Origin of the sequence: Corynebacterium sp. UMB4614 (genome assembly GCF_030217065.1) — a bacterium.
Classification (GTDB): Bacteria; Actinomycetota; Actinomycetes; order Mycobacteriales; family Mycobacteriaceae; genus Corynebacterium.
In genome coordinates, this window is sequence record NZ_JASONC010000011.1 from 1 (window position 1) to 21,541 (window position 21,541).

At 65.3% G+C, this 21,541-nt stretch carries 19 protein-coding genes, 3 tRNA genes and 1 pseudogene; 9 read left to right on the forward strand and 14 right to left on the reverse strand.

Annotated elements, in window-relative coordinates; genetic code table 11:
* A pseudogene (locus QP413_RS06020) lies at window positions 1-266 on the forward strand (IS256 family transposase); the annotation flags it as partial.
* Between the two features lie 101 nt (window positions 267-367).
* On the opposite strand, the gene QP413_RS06025 reads toward QP413_RS06020, so the two are convergent.
* The 4 genes from QP413_RS06025 to QP413_RS06040 all read right to left on the reverse strand — a co-directional run bounded on the left by QP413_RS06025 (window position 368) and on the right by QP413_RS06040 (window position 2,496).
* Window positions 368-441, reverse strand: a tRNA-Asp gene (locus QP413_RS06025).
* A 1-nt stretch (window position 442) separates the two neighbouring features.
* Window positions 443-515, reverse strand: a tRNA-Glu gene (locus QP413_RS06030).
* Window positions 516-790: 275 nt separating this feature from the next.
* Window positions 791-863 (reverse strand) — tRNA-Lys (locus QP413_RS06035).
* Window positions 864-990: 127 nt separating this feature from the next.
* The gene (locus tag QP413_RS06040) at window positions 991-2,496 is read right to left on the reverse strand and encodes an acetyl-CoA hydrolase/transferase family protein (RefSeq protein ID WP_284758564.1); all 1,506 of its coding nucleotides are present in this window, start codon (window positions 2,494-2,496) and stop codon (window positions 991-993) included.
* 302 nt (window positions 2,497-2,798) lie between these two features.
* On the opposite strand from QP413_RS06040, the gene dusB reads away from it, so the two are divergent.
* Window positions 2,799-3,977 (forward strand): tRNA dihydrouridine synthase DusB, encoded by a 1,179-nt coding sequence (gene dusB / locus QP413_RS06045; RefSeq protein ID WP_284781099.1) that lies wholly within the window; start codon window positions 2,799-2,801, stop codon window positions 3,975-3,977.
* Between the two features lie 70 nt (window positions 3,978-4,047).
* Here the strand turns inward: dusB and QP413_RS06050 are convergent, their stop codons facing one another.
* Genes QP413_RS06050 through mshD form a run of 3 tightly spaced genes read right to left on the reverse strand, consistent with a single transcriptional unit; the run spans window position 4,048 to window position 6,887 of the window.
* Complete coding sequence (locus QP413_RS06050) at window positions 4,048-4,605, reverse strand: gluconokinase (RefSeq protein ID WP_012360843.1); 558 nt, start codon at window positions 4,603-4,605, stop codon at window positions 4,048-4,050.
* 58 nt (window positions 4,606-4,663) lie between these two features.
* Window positions 4,664-5,815, reverse strand: a complete 1,152-nt coding sequence (gene pstS / locus QP413_RS06055; RefSeq protein WP_284781100.1) for a phosphate ABC transporter substrate-binding protein PstS — start codon at window positions 5,813-5,815, stop codon at window positions 4,664-4,666.
* 52 nt (window positions 5,816-5,867) lie between these two features.
* Window positions 5,868-6,887, reverse strand: coding sequence for a mycothiol synthase (gene mshD / locus QP413_RS06060; protein WP_284781102.1), 1,020 nt, complete (start codon window positions 6,885-6,887; stop codon window positions 5,868-5,870).
* Window positions 6,888-7,035: 148 nt separating this feature from the next.
* Here mshD and QP413_RS06065 point away from each other — a divergent pair, with 148 nt between their 5' ends.
* Both QP413_RS06065 and QP413_RS06070 read left to right on the forward strand, forming a co-directional pair.
* A complete protein-coding gene (locus QP413_RS06065) occupies window positions 7,036-7,896 on the forward strand; it encodes a DUF2993 domain-containing protein (protein ID WP_284781103.1) in 861 nt (286 codons plus the stop codon).
* 10 nt (window positions 7,897-7,906) lie between these two features.
* Window positions 7,907-8,653, forward strand: a complete 747-nt coding sequence (locus QP413_RS06070; RefSeq protein WP_012360847.1) for an FABP family protein — start codon at window positions 7,907-7,909, stop codon at window positions 8,651-8,653.
* Window positions 8,654-8,665: 12 nt separating this feature from the next.
* Here QP413_RS06070 and QP413_RS06075 read toward each other — a convergent pair whose 3' ends face one another.
* Window positions 8,666-9,556 carry an aminodeoxychorismate lyase gene (locus tag QP413_RS06075; RefSeq protein WP_284781106.1) on the reverse strand — a complete coding sequence of 297 codons (891 nt, stop codon included), beginning with the start codon at window positions 9,554-9,556 and terminating at the stop codon, window positions 8,666-8,668.
* 186 nt (window positions 9,557-9,742) lie between these two features.
* Between QP413_RS06075 and QP413_RS06080 the strand changes: the two genes are divergently transcribed.
* Window positions 9,743-10,918, forward strand: a complete 1,176-nt coding sequence (locus tag QP413_RS06080; RefSeq protein WP_284781108.1) for a folate-binding protein — start codon at window positions 9,743-9,745, stop codon at window positions 10,916-10,918.
* Between the two features lie 217 nt (window positions 10,919-11,135).
* Window positions 11,136-11,309 carry a DUF3073 domain-containing protein gene (locus QP413_RS06085; protein ID WP_012360850.1) on the forward strand — a complete coding sequence of 58 codons (174 nt, stop codon included), beginning with the start codon at window positions 11,136-11,138 and terminating at the stop codon, window positions 11,307-11,309.
* A gap of 169 nt (window positions 11,310-11,478) precedes the next feature.
* On the opposite strand, the gene purM is transcribed toward QP413_RS06085, so the two are convergent.
* From purM to QP413_RS06100, 3 genes are all read right to left on the reverse strand, one after another.
* Window positions 11,479-12,546: a phosphoribosylformylglycinamidine cyclo-ligase gene (gene purM, locus QP413_RS06090; protein WP_284758557.1), complete on the reverse strand. Its 1,068-nt coding sequence runs from the start codon at window positions 12,544-12,546 to the stop codon at window positions 11,479-11,481.
* 50 nt (window positions 12,547-12,596) lie between these two features.
* Window positions 12,597-14,147: an amidophosphoribosyltransferase gene (gene purF, locus QP413_RS06095; RefSeq protein ID WP_284781171.1), complete on the reverse strand. Its 1,551-nt coding sequence runs from the start codon at window positions 14,145-14,147 to the stop codon at window positions 12,597-12,599.
* A 75-nt stretch (window positions 14,148-14,222) separates the two neighbouring features.
* On the reverse strand, window positions 14,223-14,657 hold the full coding sequence (locus QP413_RS06100; RefSeq protein WP_284781109.1) for a sterol carrier family protein: 435 nt from the start codon (window positions 14,655-14,657) through the stop codon (window positions 14,223-14,225).
* A 156-nt stretch (window positions 14,658-14,813) separates the two neighbouring features.
* Between QP413_RS06100 and QP413_RS06105 the strand changes: the two genes are divergently transcribed.
* From QP413_RS06105 to QP413_RS06115, 3 genes are all read left to right on the forward strand, one after another.
* Complete coding sequence (locus QP413_RS06105) at window positions 14,814-15,878, forward strand: acyl-CoA thioesterase (RefSeq protein ID WP_070760118.1); 1,065 nt, start codon at window positions 14,814-14,816, stop codon at window positions 15,876-15,878.
* Window positions 15,879-15,882: 4 nt separating this feature from the next.
* Window positions 15,883-17,238 (forward strand): gephyrin-like molybdotransferase Glp, encoded by a 1,356-nt coding sequence (glp, locus tag QP413_RS06110; protein ID WP_284781112.1) that lies wholly within the window; start codon window positions 15,883-15,885, stop codon window positions 17,236-17,238.
* An 85-nt stretch (window positions 17,239-17,323) separates the two neighbouring features.
* Complete coding sequence (locus QP413_RS06115) at window positions 17,324-17,983, forward strand: pyridoxamine 5'-phosphate oxidase family protein (protein ID WP_284781113.1); 660 nt, start codon at window positions 17,324-17,326, stop codon at window positions 17,981-17,983.
* Between the two features lie 39 nt (window positions 17,984-18,022).
* Here the strand turns inward: QP413_RS06115 and purL are convergent, their stop codons facing one another.
* Genes purL through purS form a run of 3 tightly spaced genes read right to left on the reverse strand, consistent with a single transcriptional unit; the run spans window position 18,023 to window position 21,454 of the window.
* Window positions 18,023-20,485 carry a phosphoribosylformylglycinamidine synthase subunit PurL gene (purL, locus tag QP413_RS06120; RefSeq protein ID WP_284781114.1) on the reverse strand — a complete coding sequence of 821 codons (2,463 nt, stop codon included), beginning with the start codon at window positions 20,483-20,485 and terminating at the stop codon, window positions 18,023-18,025.
* 58 nt (window positions 20,486-20,543) lie between these two features.
* Entirely contained in the window at window positions 20,544-21,212 is a 669-nt protein-coding gene (purQ, locus tag QP413_RS06125) for a phosphoribosylformylglycinamidine synthase subunit PurQ (protein ID WP_284781115.1), read from the reverse strand.
* A complete protein-coding gene (purS, locus tag QP413_RS06130; RefSeq protein WP_012360859.1) occupies window positions 21,209-21,454 on the reverse strand; it encodes a phosphoribosylformylglycinamidine synthase subunit PurS in 246 nt (81 codons plus the stop codon). Before purS ends, purQ begins: the two co-directional genes overlap by 4 nt.
* Window positions 21,455-21,541 lie beyond the last annotated feature (87 nt).

Consider the following 21,541-nt stretch of genomic DNA (forward strand, 5'->3'; position numbering starts at 1 on the left):
CCCGCAGACACCGCGGACTATCACTACCGCATCAACGCACAGTGATGGATTGGTGGCTGTATCTACATACAGAAGTCCCTGACGATCCGGTCAAGATCGCCAGGGACCAACGATGGGGTCAAGACGCACTTTCCACAGCAACAGACCTGATCACCCACAACACCACAGCCACTACCAATGACATCGGTGCACCAGCAGAATACGACACCGCCATCGACACCAGCTACCAACACAACCTCGGCATCCAAAAAGGCTGGATCAAATAACCGCAACACGCCCGGAAAAGACACACTTTTCTTTACTTAACCCTGGAAGACACATAGGAAAGCAAAAACCCCAAGCTCTTCGGAGCTTGGGGTTGATCTTGCGACCCTGACGAGACTTGAACTCGCGACCTCCGCCGTGACAGGGCGGCGCGCTAACCAACTGCGCCACAGGGCCGTACTCCCAACGGGATTCGAACCCGTGTTGCCGCCGTGAAAGGGCGGAGTCCTAGGCCACTAGACGATGGGAGCACGTTCAAAACGCTTTTATGCGTCTCAAACAGCTCGCTTAGTCTAACCCGCTCCCTATACAACAACCAAATTGCCGTGTGACGAGGGGATTTATGACCACCGGGTTCGTCTCAACAAGATACTGTGCCGCGCCCCGCGACGCAATTCCTAGATTTGCGCCTCCAACCACTCAGCCACGCCCGGCCATAGATTCCGGTGCTTCGAACGGTAGAAACCCATGACTGGTTCGGGAAAAGCAAATTCCCCGGTTGCAACAACCGGGGAATTACAAAAAGTGGGCCCTGTGGGGCTCGAACCCACGACCTACGGATTAAAAGTCCGGAGCTCTACCAACTGAGCTAAAGGCCCACGCGCACAATCGCACGCACACAAGCCACGCTTGCGGAACACAGCTTACCCCATGGCGAGGTACCAAAAACAAATAACCCGCCCCGGTCAAAACCAGGGCGGGTTAGCTACGTGAGAAGGCTGAAGATTAGCCCTTCATGCTGCCCTTCTCCGCCAGGTTGATGTGGAAATCAAACGCGGTACGCAGGTCGTGCGGGGTCTGCAGTCCAGCGCCCTTGGACTTCGCGCGCTCGAAGTACTCCTCCAGCAGTGGCTGATAATCCGGGTGAGCGATCTCGATCATCTTCTTCGCACGCTCACGCGGAGCCAGGCCACGCAGGTCGGCGTAGCCACGCTCGGTGATGATGACCATCGAATCGTGCTCGGTGTGGTCGATGTGGGAAGCGAAAGGAACGATCGTGGAGATCGCGCCGTCCTTGGCGATCGTGCCGGAGATGAAGGTCGACAGGAAGGCGTTACGGGTGAAGTCACCGGAACCGCCGATGCCGTTCATGATGCGGGAGCCGGAGACGTTGGTGGAGTTCACGTTGCCGTAGATGTCCGCCTCGATCATGCCGTTCGAAGCGACCAGACCCACGCGGCGGATAACCTCCGGGCTGTTGGAAATCTGCTGTGGACGCAGGATGATGTGCTCACGGTACTTCTTTGCACCGTCGTTCATCTTGTCCGCGTACTCCGGGGAGAGCGCGAAGGAGGTTGCGGAAGCAACAGTCATCTTGCCCGCGTCGATCAGGTCGAGCATGCCGTCCTGAATGACCTCGGTGTAGGCCTGGATGTTCTCGAACTTAGAGTCCAGCAGGCCCGCCATCACTGCGTTCGGGACGTTACCCACGCCGGACTGCATGATGTAACCGTCGTAGGTGAGACGACCTGCCTTGACCTCACCCTCGAGCAGGTCGAGGAAGTGGCCGGCGATCTTCTCGGACACCTCGTCGGCCGGCTTGAACGGCGCGTTACGGTCCGTGGCGTTAGTCTCTACGACTGCGACGACCTTCTCCTTGTCCACCGGGATATAGGTGGTACCGATGCGGTCACCGGGGTTGTTGATCGGGATCGGGGTGCGGTGCGGCAGGTGGCCAGGCATCCAGATGTCGTGCATGCCCTCGAGATCCTCGGATTGCCACTCATTGACCTCGATGATGATCTTGTCGGCGGCTTCCATGTACTCGATGTTGTTACCGACCGCGGAGGACGGCACAATGTGGCCCTCCTCGGTGATGCGCACAGCCTCAATGATGGCAACATCGAACTTCCCGAAGAAGCCCTGCTCCACGAACATGCCCAGGTGGGAGAGGTGAATATCCTGGTACTTGATCTCACCCTCGTTAATCTGCTTGCGCACGATCGGATCCGTGATGAACGGAGTGCGGTAGTTGATGGCATGAGCTTCGGCCAGCACGCCATCGCAGTCTGGGCCGGTGGAGGCGCCCGTGAACATATCGATGCGGAACTCGTCGCCGCGTTCGTGGGCCTCCTCAGCTCGCTTTGCGATAGCCGTCGGGAGACCCTTCGGGTAGCCGGCGCCAGTGAAGCCAGACATCCCCACCCGGTCGCCGTTGTTGACGAACTGTGCTGCCTCCTCGGCAGTCATCACCTTCGACTTCAGGTAGGCATTGGCGATGCGATCAGACATTATTCCTCCTCGGAGCGTAACTGAGCCAGAGCGCGCTGACCTGCACCAGAAGGACTATTGCGTAGCCGATCCGGGACCCACAGAATTGCCCAACATCGTTGAACAAACCGCGATTTTTATTCCACAGGTGAAAGCTCTTGGCTTGTAAAACACATGCTACATAAATCGATTCTGAAGTGTGATCCACACACTTTTGAGCAACTAACTACCCCCTTTTTCGGTTCCCTCGACACCGGCGGACCGTCCCTGTCGCTGCATCACCGTCCGAAAGCACTTTGCTGCAGCCCGCCCCGCCTGGGAACATGGTCACCGTGACTAGCAGCATCGAAACCAAGCAGCAGGGCCTCAGCATCGGAACGCTGAAGCTCGACAGCCCCGTCGTCCTCGCCCCAATGGCAGGCGTGACGAACGTGGCCTTCCGCACCCTCTGCCGCGAGCAGGAGCGGGAGCGGATGGGCTCCGTTGCGGGCCTCTACGTCTGCGAGATGGTGACCGCCCGCGCGCTCGTGGAGCGCAACCCCAAAACGCTTCACATGACCACCTTCGCGCCGGACGAAGACCCCCGCAGCCTGCAGCTGTACACCACCGACCCGAAGTACACCTACGAAGCAGCCAAGATGATCGTCGATGAGAACATGGCTGACCACATCGATATGAACTTCGGTTGCCCCATGCCCAAGGTCACCCGCCGTGGCGGTGGCGCGGCCCTGCCCTACAAGCGGCGCCTCTTCGGCAATATCGTCGCCGCCGCCGTCAAAGCCACGGAGGGGACGGACATCCCCGTCACCGTGAAGATGCGCATCGGCATCGACGACGAGCACCGCACCCACCTCGACGCCGGACGCATCGCTGCCGACGAGGGTGCCGCCGCCGTCGCCCTCCACGGACGCACCGCCGCGCAGCGTTATGCCGGCGACGCCGACTGGAGCGAGATCGCCCGCCTCGTGGAGCACATGGACGGCCGCGTGCCGGTGCTCGGCAACGGCGATATTTTCAAGGCCACCGACGCCCGCGCAATGATGGAGCAGACCGGCTGCGACGGCGTGGTCGTGGGCCGTGGCTGCCTGGGCCGGCCGTGGCTCTTTGCCGAGCTCTCCGCCGAGCTGCGCGGCCTGCCGGTGCCAGCTGAGCCACCCCTGGGCGAGGTGGCGCGCATCATCATGCGGCACGCTGAGCTCCTCGCCGAGCACGACGGCGAGGATCGCGCCTGCCGCGACCTGCGCAAGCACATGACCTGGTACATGCGTGGCTTCCCCGCCGGCGGCGACCTACGCCGCAGCCTCTCGAAGGTCAGCTCCCTGGCCGAGCTGCGCGAGGTACTCGATCCCATCTGGGACTCGGATGCTCTCGCCAACGACGCCGACGGCACGCGCGGTCGCCAGGGTTCCCCCGCGAAGGTGCAGCTGCCGGATGGCTGGCTCAACGACCCTGAGGACGAGACCGTGCCGGTGGGTGCCGATATCGAGAACAGCGGTGGCTAGTCCATCAGCCGATCAGCAGCATAAAGCGGGGCCTTCGTCGACACGAAGGCCCCGCTTCGTTCTTGCTTCTTTAAGACTCGCTGCCGTAGGCGGTCTCCGCGAACTTCGCGGACGCCAGGGCATCGTCCACGAGATCTTCCGGCTTACGGGTCACGTCCAGCTGGATCCCCAGCTCGTCGGAGTGGAGGCGCTCCAACAGCTCCAGCTGCGCCACCAGGAGCTCCTGCGGCATATCGCGGCCGATGCGGTGGCTCATGCGCTCCGAGAGCACATCGAAGGTGCCGTAGAGGTGCACGAAGAACGTGATGCCCTCGGCCTCGTTCAGCACCTCGCGGTGGGCCCTGGTCAGGGCCGGGCAAGCAACCACGGTGGACTCCCCGGCGCGGCCGTGCTCGCTCATCCAGTCGCGCACGCTCTCCAGCCAGTTGACGTACTTCGCCTTGCTGGGAACCTCACCGCGATCCAGAATGGCGAGGTTCTCCGCCGGGTGGAGATCATCGGCCTCCAGCACGGGCCGACCCGTGCGCTCCCCGATGATCCGGGCCAGAGTGGTTTTACCGGAACCACTGACCCCCATGATCACGAGGTGAATGGGGTTTTGTGGCTTGTCCTGGGTGGGCTGCGTCATAACCTCAATTATGCCTTAGAACGGTCCAACTCACCCACGGAATCCGCGAGCCGAATCCCTAGGCCCCGATCGCGCCGACTGCCTCTTCCACCTTGGTCTTCATCTCACCGGTCAGCGGGACGTAGCCCTTATCCGCGTAGTCGCCCTGCTGGTTGGCCAGCATCGTGTACAGCACGTTTTTCACCTTGTCGCGGGTCTCCTCCCCATAGCCCTTGGAGCAGACGACCTCGTAGGTGGTCAGCGCCAGCGGGTAGGTGCCCTCCGCAGCATCGGCGAACAGGGAGTCGGCGTCCACGATCATGTTCTTGCCCTTGCCCTGGTACTTCACTCCCTTGAGTGCCTCGGTGACGCTCTTCGAGGACGGTTCCACCGGGCCAAAGCCGAAGTCGACCTTCGCGGCCTTCAGCTGCGGGGTCGGCTTGGTGAACGGCGTGGCCGTGTAGGTGATAGAACCGTTTTCCGAGGCAGCCTGGTCGGCCACCCCAGCCGAGCCGTTCGCGCCCAGGCCCACGCCGGTTGGGAAGGACGGCCCCTGCGGCTTCCAGGCCCCATCGGTTGCCGCTGCGAGGAAGCGCTGGAAGATCTCGGAGGTGCCGGACTGGTCGCCGCGGTACACCACCTTGATCGGGGTCTTCGGCAGCTTCACTCCCTCGTTAGCCTTCGCGATCCGGGGGTCATCCCAGGACGTGACGTTGCCTGCGAAGATGCTCGCCACGACGCGGGCGGGCAGGTTGATCTCCTGGTCCACGCCATCCAGCCGGTAGGCCACTGCCACGGGGCTCAACACCATCGGGATGTGCCAGGCGGTGTTGCCCTCGCAGCGCTTCTGGGCATCCTTCGTCGCGCGCTCGCTCAGTGGCACGTCGGTGCTCGCAAAATCCGCCTGCTTGCCAACAAAGGCCGCCTTCCCCTTGGCCGAGCCCGTGGCCTGGTATTCCAGCTCAATCCCATCAGGGTGCAGCGCTGGGCCCACCGTGTCCTCGATGAACATCTTTTGGGACGTCGCCCCCGCGCCGCGGACCGTTCCCGAGACGTCCGCCATGGGGTACGGATTTTCTACCGCGGCGGTGGTGGAGTCACCGGATTGCGCCGGCGGGGCGTCACTACCGGAGCAGGCGGTCAAGGCGAGCCCACCGGCCAGCAGAGTGGCCAACGCGGCCGTGGTGCGTCGCGACCCCGGTGCGGCGATCAATGGCTTGTTCTTCAACATCTTCGAGGCAGCCTTTCACTAAGATTCCGCAATAGTTCTGCGGGGCTGGGAATTAATCTAATTCTCCACGATAAACCACATCGGTGTGGACGATCCCGAAGCCCAGTCCCTCGTAGGTCGCTACCGCCGGACCGTTATCGCCCTCGACGTAGAGTTCGACGGTTCCCACGCCTCGGTTCATCAGCTCGCCGATGCCGAGCATCGTGATCGCGGGCCCCAGTCCCTTGCCCCGGGCTTCGTCGGCGAGGCAGACCACATAAACCTCCCCAGCGCGCTCGCCTTCGGGCTTCTCCTGCTCCTCGGTGGGGATTTTCGTCCAGTGGAAGCCAGCACACCGCGGCCCGGCGGCGTCCTCATCCTCCCCGCAGGTCCAGACCATCAGCACGCCGTTGGGATCGAACCACGCAGTATCGCGGGCGCTGCGCAGCTGATCGATATCCCAGCCACCCTGCTCCGGGTGCCAGGCGAAGGCCTCGTTGTTCACGCGGACCCATTCCTCGTCCACGAGCTCCTCTCCGAAGCGCTCGACGGCTTCGGGGTAGGTCAGCACCGTCAGCCCCTGGGATTCGACCTTCGAGGTGGCATCTTCTGCCCCGGCGCGGAACTGCTCGCCGCGGGCGCTTCCTGGGGAGGCGTCGACCGCCATCTTGTGCAGCTCACGAGTGCGGCGGGCATTCGCTGCCTCGGCCATCGCGCGAGCCGGTGCCAAATCCCCGTGCGCCCACGCGTCCAGGGGACCAGTCAGTCCCAAGTGCTCATTCGCCGCCGCGAGGAGCCCACGGGCGACACCCTGGCGACGCACATCGGGTACCACGGCCAGCTCGGCGGTCGGGTTCTCCCCGCTCACACTGGCGGTCACGGCGCCGTCCAGCGCCAGGACTCCCACCGCACGCTCGTCGGTCAGGGCCACGATGTGCTGGTGCCCGTGGTCCCCATCGATGCCCTTGAGGAAGGCTTCACTCAGCGCAGCCACCCCGTCGGCCTGCTCGACCTCCCGGAGCAGGGTGTGTACCGCGGCGACCACCTCCGGTTGAGCGTGAAGTTGCTCGTAGGCGTGGAAAGTGCAGGTCATAAAACTCGCTCCCGGAAAAATTCTGGTTCATCTCGCTTGGTGTTCTATCCACCCTACGCAAGCACCCAGACATGGGATTTCGCCATCGATACCCCACCGCCGCGGATCGGGTATGGCCCGCGCCCGTCGATGCGCCATAATGTTCTTCATGGCAAACCCGCAGATTTCGGCTGATTCCTCCCCGGCACCGCGCCCCCGGAGCCGCCTGTGGAAGGTTCTCGCCGGTCTTCTGGTCGCATCCCTCGCGCTCACGCTCACGGACTCCCTCATCGCCGCCCGCACAGAGGCGAAGATCTCCCAGCAGCTCTACGAGGGCTCACAGCTGCCTAAGCCGCCGGATGTCATGCTCGCGGGCTTCCCCTACGTCACCCAGGCGCTCACCAAGGAACTGGAGGCCGTGACGGTCACCGCCAAGGACGTCCCCATCGCCGGATTCGGCGACGTCACCGTCCACTCCTCAGCCCAGTACGTCGACGTCACCGGCTCCCAGATCTTCACCGGCGATATTCACGACGCTCCTGCGCGCAAGGTCTTCCACCGCCTCCAGCTGGGCGTCGTCCCCCTGGGAAAGCTGATGGGCATACCTGACCTGGACGTCTCGAATAAGGCAGACATCTCCCCGCGCGGCGGGTGGGAAACCGAAGCGATCTTCCGCGGCACCCCGAAGGGTTTCCGTGCCCCCGCGATCGTCGAGATGAAGGTCCGCATCAAGCGCGGCGACGTCTACCTGCGCCCCGTCACCGTCATCGAGGGACCGGTGAACAAGAAGGAGGGCGCGGAGATCGTCCCCGCTGATCAGCTGGACGAGGCGACCACCGCGGCGCTGATGGACGGCTTCCGGCTGAAGATCGAGAAGGACTCCATCCCCTTCCCCGGGATCCCGATGCGCGTCTACGTGGGAGGGGGCTCGGTGTTCATCGAGGCGGAGGACTACTACACCACCGTCGGCATCGGGGACCTCACCCCTCCGACCCGTCCCCTCACGGAAGAGCAACGGCCGTCCCTATAGAGTGGAGGCCATGAGTTCCGATAAGGCTAATAATCAGTCTCCTGACCAGGGTGCCAACACCCCGGCAGAAAGCACCAACTCCGGCCCGAAGCTGGACGGCAACCAGGCCGTGAACCTCGCCGCCGAGCAGTCGAAGAGCACGGCGGATAAGAACTTGCCGGTCTTCGGCGACCTGCCGATCCCGGAGGACACCGCCAACCTGCGCTTCGGCCCGAACCTGCACGACGGCCTGCTCGCACTCCTGCCGCTGGTCGGTGTGTGGCGCGGCCAGGGCCAGGCTGCGCACCCGGGCGAGGAGGAGTTCACCTTCGGCCAGCAGCTGAGCATCTTCCACGATGGCGAGAACCGCCTGGGCTTCGAGTCCCGCACCTGGAAGATCAACCCGCCCGCCGAGGAGGGCGCTGAGGCAGACGGTGACGAGGCTAGCGCTGAGTCTGCGGGCGAGCCGGAGGTCGGCGAGCTGCTGCGCCGCGAGGCCGGCTTCTGGCGCATCGACAACGACGACAACATCGAGCTGCTCATCGCCCACTCCGACGGCATGATCGAGCTGATGTACGGCAAGCCGCTCACCGAGCGCGCCTGGCAGCTGGAGAGCGCCTCCACCCTGGCCACCGAGACCGGCCCGAGCGCCCTGGGCCCTGGCAAGCGCCTCTACGGTCTCATGCCGAACAACGACCTGGGCTGGGTCGACGAGCGCCTCATCGACGGCGAGATGGTGCCGTGGATGTCCGCGCAGCTCAAGCGAGTGCGCGGCTAGCTCTGTGCCTAGCTAGGCCTGCGCGGTGACAGCCTCCGCGATCAGGGCCTCGAGCTCATCGGCGAAGGCCGGCCGTGGCATGGGCTGGCCGTCGATGGCCGTGACGCGCGCCTGAATCCGCACCGAGGACACCAGCCACACCCCCGCTGCGGTGCGCAGGTCCTCATCGGTGAGCTGCTCTTCAGCCACCGGCCAGCCGCGCTCCGCGGCGAGCCGGAATACCGCAGCCTGCGACGTGCCCGGGAGGATCCCGGTGTGCGGGCAGGGAGTCAGCAGCTGTGGTTTACCGCCGCGTTCGGACTCCCGGGCGATGATCACGCTGCTCGTCGGCCCTTCCAGGACAGTGCCTTCTTCGCTGAAGAAGATGACGTCGTCGAAGCCGGCCTTCTTCGCTGCCCGTAGTGCTGCCATGTTCGCGGCATAAGAGAGAGTCTTCGCGCCGATCAGTGCCCACGGCGAGCGATCCGAAATATCGAGGCTGAAACCGCGTTCGGCGGTCATGACGCTGACGCCCTCGCGGCGGGCTTTAAGCTGCGCCTCGCCCACCGGGGTCACCGTGATCCACCCGGTGGGTTCACCGCCCGATTCGCGACCGCGCGAGTAGACCCAGCGCAGCGCCGCTTCGTGCTGCTCCGGGTAGACGCGAGCGAACTCGCTGACCGCCAGCTCGGTGGCTGCGGTCCAGCGCTGAATGTCCGGCTCCGGCAGCTCCAGCATCGCCGCGCTCGACTGGAAACGGGAGGCGTGGCGGTCCATGTTGCGCACCACGTCCTCGCGCAGGATCAGGGTCTCGAAGACTCCATCCCCGCGGATTGCCGCGAGGTCGTCGGCATAGAGGAACGGCTGCTCAGCGTCCCAGATGCGGGGTTCCGTGGCGCCGAGAACATCAATGACAATCGCCATAGCTACTCCTTTTTCGTCAAGCCACCTCAGCAACCGGCTATCCCCCCTTCGCGCCGAAGGCAGCACGCGCGGAGGCGCAGGGCTAAAGCCGGGATCCATCTTAAGAATATGCCCTGGTCGATCGCCGTGGCGATTCCCTACTAGCATCGGGGTAACTAACGAGCGCAGAAAGGTTGTTTTCCCTTCATGACCACCCCCAGCTCTCCCCTGTTGAGCCACGTCCCCGGCGCCAGCGCGACCAACGAGGACAAGACCTACCCCGTCGCCTGGCACTACGGGAACCCCCTTGGTGAGCAGAACGCCGTCGAAGATGGCGCGACCGGCCTCGTCGACCGCTTCGACCGCGTCGCCCTGTGGGTCCACGGTGAGGAGGCCAAGACCTGGCTCAACGACCTGATCAGCCAGAAGATCAACGCCATCCAGCCTGGTCAGGCCACCTTTGGTCTCATCCTGGACGTGCAGGGCCACGTGGAATACCAATTCGGGGTCGCTGCCTTGGAGGACGGCATCCTGCTGGACGTCGCCGCTGAGCAGGCCGAGGGACTGGAGACCTATCTCAGCCGCATGATCTTCTGGGCGAAGGTTGAGGTCGAGCGCCTGAACCTGGTGCAGGTGGCTGTCCTGAAGAAGGCCGGTGCGCAAGAGTCGGCGGAGGATGACCGGGCTGGGCTCGGAGCCACCCCGGATGGAGCGTTTCCGGATGCGCACTCCTGGCGCACCCGGAAACTGGGCGAGATTGCGGTGACCGATGTGTGGCTGCCGGCTGATGCGCAGATCGGAAGCTGGGATCACGCCACCGGTGAGCTTGGCTACGCTCCAACCGGGCTGATGGCTTACACCGCCTGGCGCATCGCCGCACGTCAGCCGGTGATCGGCGAGGACACGGACGAGAAGACAATCCCCCACGAGGTTCCCTGGTACCTGGGCGAGAATAATCACGGGGCGACCCAGCTAGCCCAGGAGAGCGAGGGCCCGACGGCGCATGCGGTGCACCTGAATAAGGGCTGCTACCGCGGGCAGGAGACCGTTTCCCGCGTGCAGAATCTCGGCAAGCCGCCTCGCACTCTGGTGCTGCTCCACCTCGATGGCTCCCAGAATGCGCTCCCGGAGGTTGGCGCGGATCTTACTGCGGGTGGCCGCCGCATCGGCCGGGTGGGCAGTAGCGTGCACGACGCAACTCTGGGACCGGTTGCCCTCGCGCTGGTGCGACGCAATGTGGTGGAAAAGCTGGCGACGGACCCGGCGGCAATGCCAGCCCTGCAGGCCGGGGAGGTGGACGCCGCGATCGACCCTGCGGACGCGAAGGTGGACGACGCGGAAAAGCCGGGACGCGCAGCTATCAAAAATCTGCGCAACGGCTAATCTTCGCGGATACCGCCGCGCCACCCTACCTGACCTGCGCTTTTGCAATCCATCTCGCATCGTGGCCACGGTTTCCCACGGCGCGGCGCGGGGCGGGGCGGCCCCGGGTTCGGAATTCGCGAAAAAAATTCGCTATGGTGTAGACCAGGAAATGCTTAAACAATAAGAAGGCGACCGTTCCCTCGAGTCGCCATACGATCTCTCAAGGGGGTCAGCCATGGGTCGCGGCCGCGCAAAGGCTAAGCAAGCCAAGGTAGCTCGCCGACTGAAGTACCAGGCTCCGGAAATGGATCTGGAGCGTCTGCAGCGAGAGCTCTCTGGAGCTCCGCAGCAGGACGAGTACTCCGAGCGCGATGACGAGTGGGACGACTGGAGCGACCACCGCTACTAGTCCCCCGCGTCATACGGCCCGAGCCCACGACCTCACAAACCCGGTCGCGCTCGGGCCGTATTTTTTACCCCGCGGCCTCGCCCCACCCCCAGGTGGCAGCGACGCCGCTTTTCGTGTTGGCCCGTGGCTGCCGGCAACGTCCGGCGCCACGGGCTTCCCCGAGAGCGGCTTAGCCCTCCGCCGGATGCTCGCCCTGCAGGGTCGCGCCCCCCTCGCCGGAGCGGACGACGCCCAGGCGCCATGCCTTCATGTGGCGGGCCGCCAGCATAGCGAGCGCGCGGTCAGCGTCCTCCTCGGACACGATGGCGACCATGCCAACACCCATGTTGAAGGTCTTCTCCATCTCCTCCTGGGCCACGCCACCCAGCTCCTGGATCTTCGCGAAGATCGGGCCCGGTACCCAGGTGGAGCGGTGCAGCTCGGCGACCAGACCCTCCGGGATCACGCGGGCCACGTTGGCTGCCAGGCCGCCACCGGTGATGTGGGCAAAGGTGTGGACGTCGCACTCTGCGGCCAGGTCCAGGCAGTCCTTCGCGTAGATGCGGGTCGGCTCGAGCATCTCCTCACCCAGGGTGCGCCCAAACTCCGGCACCTCCTGGTCGAGCGGCAGGCCGGCGTCCTGCAGGAGAACCTTGCGAGCCAGGGAGTAGCCGTTGGAGTGCAGGCCGGAGGACTCCATTGCGATGACCACGTCGCCCGGGCGGACCTTGTCCGGCCCCAGCAGCTTGGCCTCCTCAACCACACCGACGGAGGTGGCGGAGACGTCGTAGTCGTTCTCGCCCATGACACCCGGGTGCTCGGCGGTCTCGCCACCCAGCAGGGCGCAGCCTGCTTCCTCGCAGCCATCGGCGATGCCCTTGACGATCTCGGCAACCTTCTCCGGGATCACCTTGCCGATCGCGATGTAGTCCTGCATGAACAGCGGCTCGGCGCCACAGACGACGAGGTCGTCGACGCACATGGCCACCAGGTCGCGGCCGATGGTGTCGTGCTTATCCATCGCCTGGGCGACGGCCAGCTTGGTACCCACACCATCGGAGGATGCGGCCAGCAGCGGCTTGTCGTACTCGCCCAGCGCGAACAGCCCGGCGAAGCCGCCGAGTCCGCCGCGGACCTCCGGGCGGGTCGCGCGCTTCGCCAGCGGGGCCAGCAGCTCGACAGCGCGGTCGCCGGCCTCGATATCCACACCAGCGGCGGCGTAGGACGCCCCAGCTTGAGTCTTCTGATCATCACTCATGAGTTTTCTCCTGCTTGTGAAATCCGGCTTCCGCCGAGGGTGTTCAATCGCTAGTTATCTTCGGGGTTGTTGCTTGAGGCGTCGCTGCCACCTGCGGCCTGCTCAGCCTCCTCCGCGAGGCGGCGCTGCCGGAGACGAACCTGCTCCGCATTCGGATTGCCCGTCGGCAGCCCCAGCGGGTACACGCCGTCGAAGCAGGCAGCGCACAGCGTCTCCCGCGGCTGCGCGCTGGTCTCCACCATCGCCTCCGTGGAGACGAAGCCCAGGGAGTCCGCGCCGACTTCTTCCCGCATGGCTTCCACCATGTTGTCTGGGTCCACGTTGTTGGCTAGCAGCTCGTTTGGCGACGGAAAGTCGATGCCGTAGAAGCACGGCCACTTCACCGGCGGGGAAGCGATGCGCACGTGTACCTCGGCCGCCCCCGCGTCCCGCAGCATGCGGATCAGAGCACGCTGGGTGTTGCCACGCACGATGGAGTCGTCCACCACGATCAGGCGCTTGCCCTCGATCACGTGGCGCAGCGGGTTCAGCTTCAGGCGGATACCCAGCTGACGAATGGTCTGGGAGGGCTCGATGAAGGTGCGGCCCACGTAAGCGTTCTTCGTCAGCCCTTGGCCAAATGGGATGCCGGAGGCCTGGGCGTAGCCCACCGCCGCCGGGGTGCCGGAGTCAGGCACCGGGATCACCAGGTCACCTTCAGCCGGCCACTCCTCCGCCAGGCGGCGGCCGATGTCCACGCGGGTCGCGTTCACCGGCTGGCCGTTGATAACCGAGTCCGGGCGCGCGAGGTAAACGTACTCAAACACGCAGCCCTTCGGGGTCGCCTCGGCGAATTTGCGGGAGCGGATGCCGTCCTCGTTGATGGCAATGAACTCGCCCGGTTCGACGTCACGCACGAACTCCGCGCCGACGATGTCCAGGGCCGCGGTTTCGCTGGAGACGACCCAACCGTTGGCAAGCTTGCCGATACTGAGCGGACGCACGCCGTGTGGGTCGCGCACCGCGTACAGGCCCTTGCCGTCCGTAAAAGTCAGGCAGTATGCGCCCTTGACGCGCGGGAAGAGCTGGAGCGCGGCTTCCTCCATCGAGGTGTTCTCGTCGATGAGGTCTGCGATGAGGGCGCACATGACGTCCGAGTCGCTCGGCTCATCAGCGGGATCCACGAGGCGCTTTTCCGCGGCCTCGGCCATCAGCTCCAGGTAGTTGGTGAGGTTGCCGTTGTGCCCCAGGGCGACGTCCGTGCCGTCCGAGGCCATGCGGAACATCGGTTGGGCGTTTTCCCAGCGTCCCCCGCCAGCCGTCGCATAACGGGTGTGACCGATCGCGATGTGCCCCTTCAGGGAGTTAAGGATCTGCTCGTCGAACACCTGGCTGACCAGGCCGAGGTCCTTATAAACGAGGATCTGGTCACCACTGCCAACGCCGATGCCCGCCGCTTCCTGGCCACGGTGCTGCAGTGCGTACAGCCCGTAGTAGGTCAGCTTCGAGACGTCCTCCCCCGGCGCCCATACCCCGAAGACACCGCATTCCTCGCGCGGAGGCTGCTCCCCGTGATCGTCGTACCCCCGGCCCGTTGGTTGGACGGGCTGTGCCGCGTCCACCGACGGTGCCGAGTTGGTCCCATTCAAAGAATTCAGGCCAGTATCTTTTGCCACTATCACGACATTACCAGCCCTTTAATGTCTTCCAAACAGGGGCAAGTGGCGCTCCACCTCCGAAGCACGGGTTCCGGAAAGCTCGACGCTGATCTTTCCCATCGGACCGCCGACCGCTTCGGTACCTGCTCGTTCTGACATTTCGGTCAAGGACTCCACTCCGGCCGCCGCCCTCAGCCAGGCCAGCGGGCTGCATTGCACCACGTTGGGCGGGTTCCCCCGGCGATGCACCGGCCCGGCCACGCACTGCACCGCCACGAAGGGCGGCACCCGAAGCTCCACGGTATTCCCGGGCGCGTCCTGCGCGAGCAGTTCAGCGCTGCGCCGAACCGCATCCGCAAGCGCTTGCCGGGAGGGCACGGGCTGACCTTCCGGATCCGCCACCCAGTCCGCGACGGCGGCCATCGCCTCGGTCGCCACGGCAGTCAGCTCAAGACCACTTAATTTTCGGCTCATGACCCCCACCCTAATGACGCCTGCGGACAAGCCATTTTCGCAACAACGTGAGGCACCCCATAGCATGCTCTTGACCTGCGAGAATAATCAGTTTCCCCGGCTTTCTGCGCAACAATATCGCCGCTGTGTCAGTGTTTTATCAGACTGTGCTTTAACATGGCCTTCATGGGTAAAGATGCGACGTCTACAAACACCGATGAGACCTTGACGGCTCAACCAGAAGTGACGAGCACGGAGGGGCCATCGCCGCTCGTCACGCTGCGTTTCCTCGCCTCCCCCACCGACGTGCTGTACGCCGGCGGCATGGGCGTGCACGGTGGGCGTGTACTGGAGTGGATCGATAAGGCGGCCTACGCCTGCGCCGTGGGCTGGTCCCAGTCCTACTGCGTGACCGCCTATGTGGGTCACATCCACTTCACCCGCCCAATCCCTTCCGGCCACCTGGTCGAGGTGCGTTCCCGCATCGCTTACACCGGGCGTTCCTCCATGCACATCGTCAACGAGGTGCTCTCCGCTGACCCGCGCGACGGCCAGTTCACCCGCGCCTGCGACTGCCTGGTGATCTTCGTCGCCATGGACGAGAACCGTCGGTCCAAGGCCGTCCCGAAGTACATCCCGCAGACCGAGGAGGAGAAGCGTGTCGAGGAGGCCGCGCTGTCTCGTATCCAGCTGCGCAAGGCGATCGAGGAGGAGATGCTGCGCCAGTCCTACACGGACGATTCCACGGCACCGCAGGTCACCTCCCGCTTCCTCGCTAAGCCCACGGACGTCAACTGGGGTGGCGACGTCCACGGTGGTACCGCGATGCAGTGGATCGACGAGGCCGCGACCGCCTGCACCATGCGCTGGTCCGGGGAGCGCACCGTCGCCGTCTACGCCGGTGGCATCCGCTTCTACCGCCCGGTCTCCATCGGTGACCTGATCGAGGTGGACGCCCGCCTGATCCGCACCGACGCCCGTTCCATGTCCGTTTCCGTCCACCTGCGCGCGGGCGACCCGCGCGAGGACACCTCGAACCTGCCGACCGCGATCCACGCCTCCTTCACCTACGTGGCGGTGGACGTTGACGGCCACGCGCTGCCAGCCCGCAAGTACGTGCCGCAGACCAACGAGGATAAGCGCCTGGAGCAGCATGCGATGACGCTGCGCGAGCTGCGCTCCACCTACGTGCCGAAGCCGCTGGTCTCCCCGCTGCCGGGTAATACCAAGCTCAGCGACTAGCCCAGTGACAACCACCGCCGCCCACCCCTGCCACGGCACGGGTGGGCATATGCGTTCCATCGAGGAGCACTACCGCTTTACCCAGTCGCTGGCCGATGCCTGGCTACAGCGGACGGGTCGTGGAACTGAAACGCTGCCGCTTACCCAGGCGTTGGACCGAGTGTTGGCGCGCCCAGTGAGCGCCCAGCAAGCGGTTCCGCCGTTTTCCAATTCTGCGATGGATGGTTTCGCCATCCGCGCCTCGGACGTGCCCGCTGACCTGGATTCCAGAGACCTGAGTACGGCCCCGCTGCGTTTTCCCGTCTCCGGCGATGTCTTCGCCGGTGCGGCCCCCGAGCTGCCGCCACAGGGTCACGCCCAGCGGATCATGACGGGCGCCCCCGTGCCTGAGGATGCCGAGGTGCTGGTCATCCCAGTGGAGGCGACGAATATCCCCGCCGGCCCGCACCCGCTGCCCGAGGCCATCGAGATCTACCAGCTCAACCCCGAGCAGTCGCACGTGCGCCGCGCCGGTTCCAACATCCGTCCGGGCGACGCGCTCGCCCCGGCAGGCTGCGAGCTCGATGCCGGGACCGTCGCCGCACTCATCGCGACGGGAGTTGACGAGGTCACGGTCTACCCCGAACTGCGCGTCGCGGTGGTCACCACCGGCGACGAGGTCGCGGTTACCAGCGACGCTGAGACCGACCGCGCTCGGTCAGGATCGGCTGAGAGCAGCCTCCCCCGCATCCCGGACTCCAACGGTCCGATGACCGCCCAGCTCGCCGAGTCCCTGGGCGCCGGGGTCACCGCCAGCGTTTTCCAGGTTCGGGATGACGCCGAGGCCTTCCGCAACCTGCTGGACGAGCTCGCGGTCAGCCACGACCTCATCATCACCACCGGCGGTATCTCCGCCGGGGCCTTCGACGTGGTCAAACAAGTCGCGGGTGAGAACAGCACGGACATGTGGTTCGGCCCGCTGAATATGCAGCCAGGCAAGCCCCAGGGCGGTGGGCTGTGGGATGGGACTCCCCTGCTCTGCCTGCCCGGCAACCCCGTGAGCGTGTGGGTGAGCTTCCACATCTTTGTAGCCCCGCTGCTGGGCCGCATGCGGGGACTGCCTGCTTACGGCACCGCGCTGAACCGCCCGAGCGTGCGCGCCCGCGTGCGCGGGCAGTTCCCAGCTAGCACGGGACGCACGCTGCTCTCCCCCGTCCGGGTGGACTACTCCGGCACCGAACCGGTGGTGGATGCGTTCAGCGGCCAGCGCTTCGGCTCCCACTTCGCCGCCTCCCTCGTGGGGCTGGATGGCATGGTGGTGATCCCGGCGGGATCCGCGGGCCCGGCCGAGGGCGAAGAGGTGGACGTCCTACTGCTCTAGTGTGACCGTCAGAGGTGACTGCCGGACCTAGGGCGGCTGCCGAACGCGGCGACCCTGTACGACCAAACCTGGAAGGAGCCGGCCGATGACCGATGAGCTGACCTACGAGAAGATCGCCTACGACCGCTTCGTCCGCGCCCGACAGCACAGCGAGGAAACGCAGCTGCCCGGCGTCGAACAAGGGCACGCCGACGGCCCCTTCGACGGGCTCGACGGCAAGGCCCGCAAGCTGATCCGCAGCGCCCAGCACTTCTACATCTCCACCGTCACCGGCACCGGGTGGCCGTACGTGCAGCACCGTGGCGGACCGCAGGGCTTCGTGCACATCAGCGCGGACGGCAAGCGACTGTTCTGGCCGGAGTTCCACGGCAATAACCAGTTCGTCACCACCGGCAATGTGGACCGGGGCGGGGAGGACGGCGGGCGGGTGTGCCTGTTCTTCGTCGACTATCCACTGCGGCGCCGGCTGAAGGTCTTCGGCCACGCCCGCATCGTGGAGGCCACCGACGATCCCGGGCTCGCCGAGGCCGCGACCACCATCGGCGGAGTAAGGCTCCGCCAGCCCACCGAGCGCATCATGGTCGTGGACCTGGTGGCTACCGACGCGAACTGCTCGAAGCACATTCAGCCGAGATGGACGAAGGCCCAGGTCGACGAGACACTGGGCCTATACCGAAAAGATATCGCCGAGCTGAAGGAGCGCATTCAAGCGCTCGAGTCTCAGCTCGGCGATCAGGAGGGCTAGCGTTTCGGGCAGTCCTCCCTAGCTAGGGGCTTGTGCGCCCTAGACGGTGGAGTTCGCTCCGGTGGCGTGGCCAAAGAGCGCAGGCAGGGTTGCCTCCCACACGTTGCGCAGCTCCTCGACGTTGAACACCAGGCGTGCGACCTCGCCGTCCTCGGAAGCGTCCTGCTCCGCAGGCTCCGGCTGATCGCCCGGCAGGTTGCCGGTGGCGCCAACCTCGAAGCAGACCTCCGGGCGGCCCTCAGCGTCCACGCTGCCCGTACGACCGATCCAGGCTGCCGGGACCTCGTGGTCGGCGAGGATCTCCATCGCCTTGGCGTAGCTTGCCTTCGGCACCGCGAGCACCACGCGGGTGGCGGTCTCCGAGAACAGGCCCACGAAGAGCTGCTCGTGCAGGTCCTCGCTGGCAGCCAGGCTTGGCTCCAGGTTCATGGCCGGGTTGACGGTGACACCCGTATTGGACTGGATCGCCAGCTCGACGATGGTCTGCGCCAGGCCGCCCTCGGAGAGGTCGGTCGCGGCAGCTGCCACGCCACGCAGAGCGGAGAGGGCATTGCCCAGACGCTCTTCTGCGTGCAGATCGATCTGCGGTGGCAGGCCGGAGAGGTTGTCGTGGACAACCTGCTGCCAGATGGAGCCGCCCAGCTCGTCCTTGGTCATCGCGCCAGCCAGGATCAGCTCGTACTCCGAGCCCTCCGCGATCTGCTGCGGCAGGCGGGTGGTGGCGTCGTCGATGGTTCCCAGAACTGCGACCACCGGGGTCGGCAGGATCGGGGTATCACCGGTCTGGTTGTAGAAGGAGACGTTGCCGCCGGTGACCGGGATCTGGACGTCCACGCAGCCGTCGGCCAGGCCGTGGACGGCCTCTCGGAACTGCCACATGACCTCCGGGTCCTCCGGGGAGCCGAAGTTCAGGCAGTTGGAAACGGCGACCGGGGTCGCACCCGTGGTGGCGACGTTGCGGTAGGCCTCGCCCAGCGCGAGCTTTGCGCCCATGCGCGGGTCGAGCTGCGCGTAGCGGCCGGAAGCATCCGCGGAGACTGCGATGCCGCGGTTGGTCTTCTCGTCGATGCGCAGCATGCCGGCGTCGGCGTCCTTCGCCAGGACGGTGTTGCCGCGGACGTAGCGGTCGAACTGCTCGGTAATGAACGCGCGGGAGCACAGCGCCGGGGAGGCGACCAGGTCCAGCAACTGCTGGCGCAGCTCCGGCAGGTTATTCGGGCGCGGCAGGTCGGCCTGCTTCTGCAGCTCGTCCTGGTCGGCCGGGCGCTGGTACGGGCGCTCGTAGACCGGGCCCTCGTCCGCGATGGTCTTCGGCGGGGCGTCGAGGATGACCTCGCCCTGGTGCTCGCAGATCAGGCGGCCGGTGTCGGTGACCTCGCCGATATCGGAGGCGATGACGTCCCACTTGCGGCAGATCTCCATGAACTCGTCGAGCTTCTCCGGTTCGACGACCGCGCACATACGCTCCTGGGACTCGGAGGACAGGATCTCCGCGCCGGTCATGCCCTTGGCACGCTGGTGGACGTTGTCGAGCACGACGTGCATGCCGACATCGCCGGCGGCAGCCAGCTCGGAGACGGCACAGGACAGGCCTGCGCCACCGAGGTCCTGAATACCGACGACCACGCCGGCGTTGTACAGGTCCAGGCAGCACTCGATGAGGACCTTCTCCGCGAAGGGGTCGCCGACCTGCACGGCCGGGAGCTTGCGCTCCGCGCCCTCCTCGAAGTTCTCGGAGGCCAGGACGGACACGCCACCGATGCCGTCCAGCCCGGTGCGGGCGCCGAAAAGGACGACGCGGTTGCCGGTGCCGGAGGCGAAGGCGAGCTTCAGGTCCTCGGCCGGGAGCACGCCCACGCCGAGGGCGTTGACCAGTGGGTTACCGCCGTACGAGGCGTCGAAGACGGTCTCGCCGCCGATGTTCGGCAGGCCGAGGGAGTTACCGTAGCCGCCAATACCGGCGACCACACCCGGCAGGACGCGCTGGGTGTCCGGGGCGTCCGCGGCGCCGAAGCGCAGCTGGTCCATCACGGCGACCGGGCGGGCGCCCATGGCCATGATGTCGCGGATGATGCCGCCCACGCCGGTGGCTGCACCCTGGTAGGGCTCGATGTAGGACGGCGAGTTGTGGCTCTCGACCTTGAAGGTCACGGCCCAGCCGTCGCCGATGTCGACCACGCCGGCGTTCTCGCCGATGCCGGCGAGCATCTTGGAGTTCATCTCCTCGGTGGTCGTCTCACCGAAGTAACGCAGGTGGACCTTGGAGGACTTATAGGAGCAGTGCTCCGACCACATCACGGAGTACACGGCCAGCTCCGCCTCGGTTGGGCGGCGGCCCAGGATCTCCTTGATGCGGGCGTACTCGTCCTCCTTGAGGCCGAGGTCTGCCCACGGCTGGACGAGGTCCGGGGTCTGCTCGGCGTTCGCGACCGTGTCGTTGTGCACCTTGACAGCGCCAGTGTCGGCCGCGGCGCCGGAACCGTTGTTGAGGTTGTTCGTCATAGAACTACTTCCCTGAACTACTTTCTTGAAAAAGTTCTCGCTGGTAGCCGGTGAGGCCCTAGACCAGGCTGTGAAGGACGGACTGGAACATGCCGAGGCCGTCGGTGGACGGTCCGGTGAGCTCTTCCACGGCGTGCTCTGGGTGCGGCATGAGGCCAACGACGTTGCCCTTCTCGCTGCACACGCCCGCGATGGAGTTGCGGGAGCCGTTGTGGTTCACCGCGTAGCGGAAGACGACCTGGCCCTCCCCCTCGAGGCGCTTAAGGGTCTCCTCATCCGCCTGGAAGCGACCCTCGCCGTGCTTGGACGGAACCAGCAGGGTGGATCCCTTCTCCAGGCCAGAGGTCCACGGGGTGGAGTTGTTCTCCACCTCGAGCTCGATGTCGCGACACACGAAGTGCAGGCCCTCGTTGCGGGTCAGCGCACCCGGCAGCAGCCCTGCTTCCTGCAGGATCTGGAAGCCGTTGCAGATGCCCAGGACGGGCAGGCCACGGCCCGCGGCCTCGACGACGGAGCGCATGGCCGGCGCGATCGCGGCGATGGCCCCGGCGCGCAGGTAGTCGCCGTAAGAAAAACCACCCGGGACGACGACAGCGTCGACGTCCTTCAGGTCAGCATCCGCGTGCCACAGTTCGACGGGCTCGCCACCGGCGAGACGGACGGCGCGGAGGGCGTCGACGTCATCGAGGGTGCCCGGAAAGGTAATTACTCCGATGCGGGGGCTCACTGCTGAACCTCCGCAGTGACGACCTCGTAGTCCTCGATCACGGTGTTGGCGAGCAGCTCGGCGGCGATCTTCTCGAGATCCGCCTCACTCACCTGGTCATCGACCTCGAGTTCAAAGCGCTTGCCCTGACGGACATCCTGCACCCCGCTGATCTCCAGACGACCAAGGGCGCGGACGATGGCCTGCCCCTGGGGATCCAGAATTTCTTTCTTCGGCATGACGTTGACAACCACACGAGCCATGTTCTCTAGTGCTCCCAGCTGTTGGAAAAATCCATTAAGTACGTGCCCATGTTAACACCAGGCTGAAAGGCCAAGGAATTATTGGAA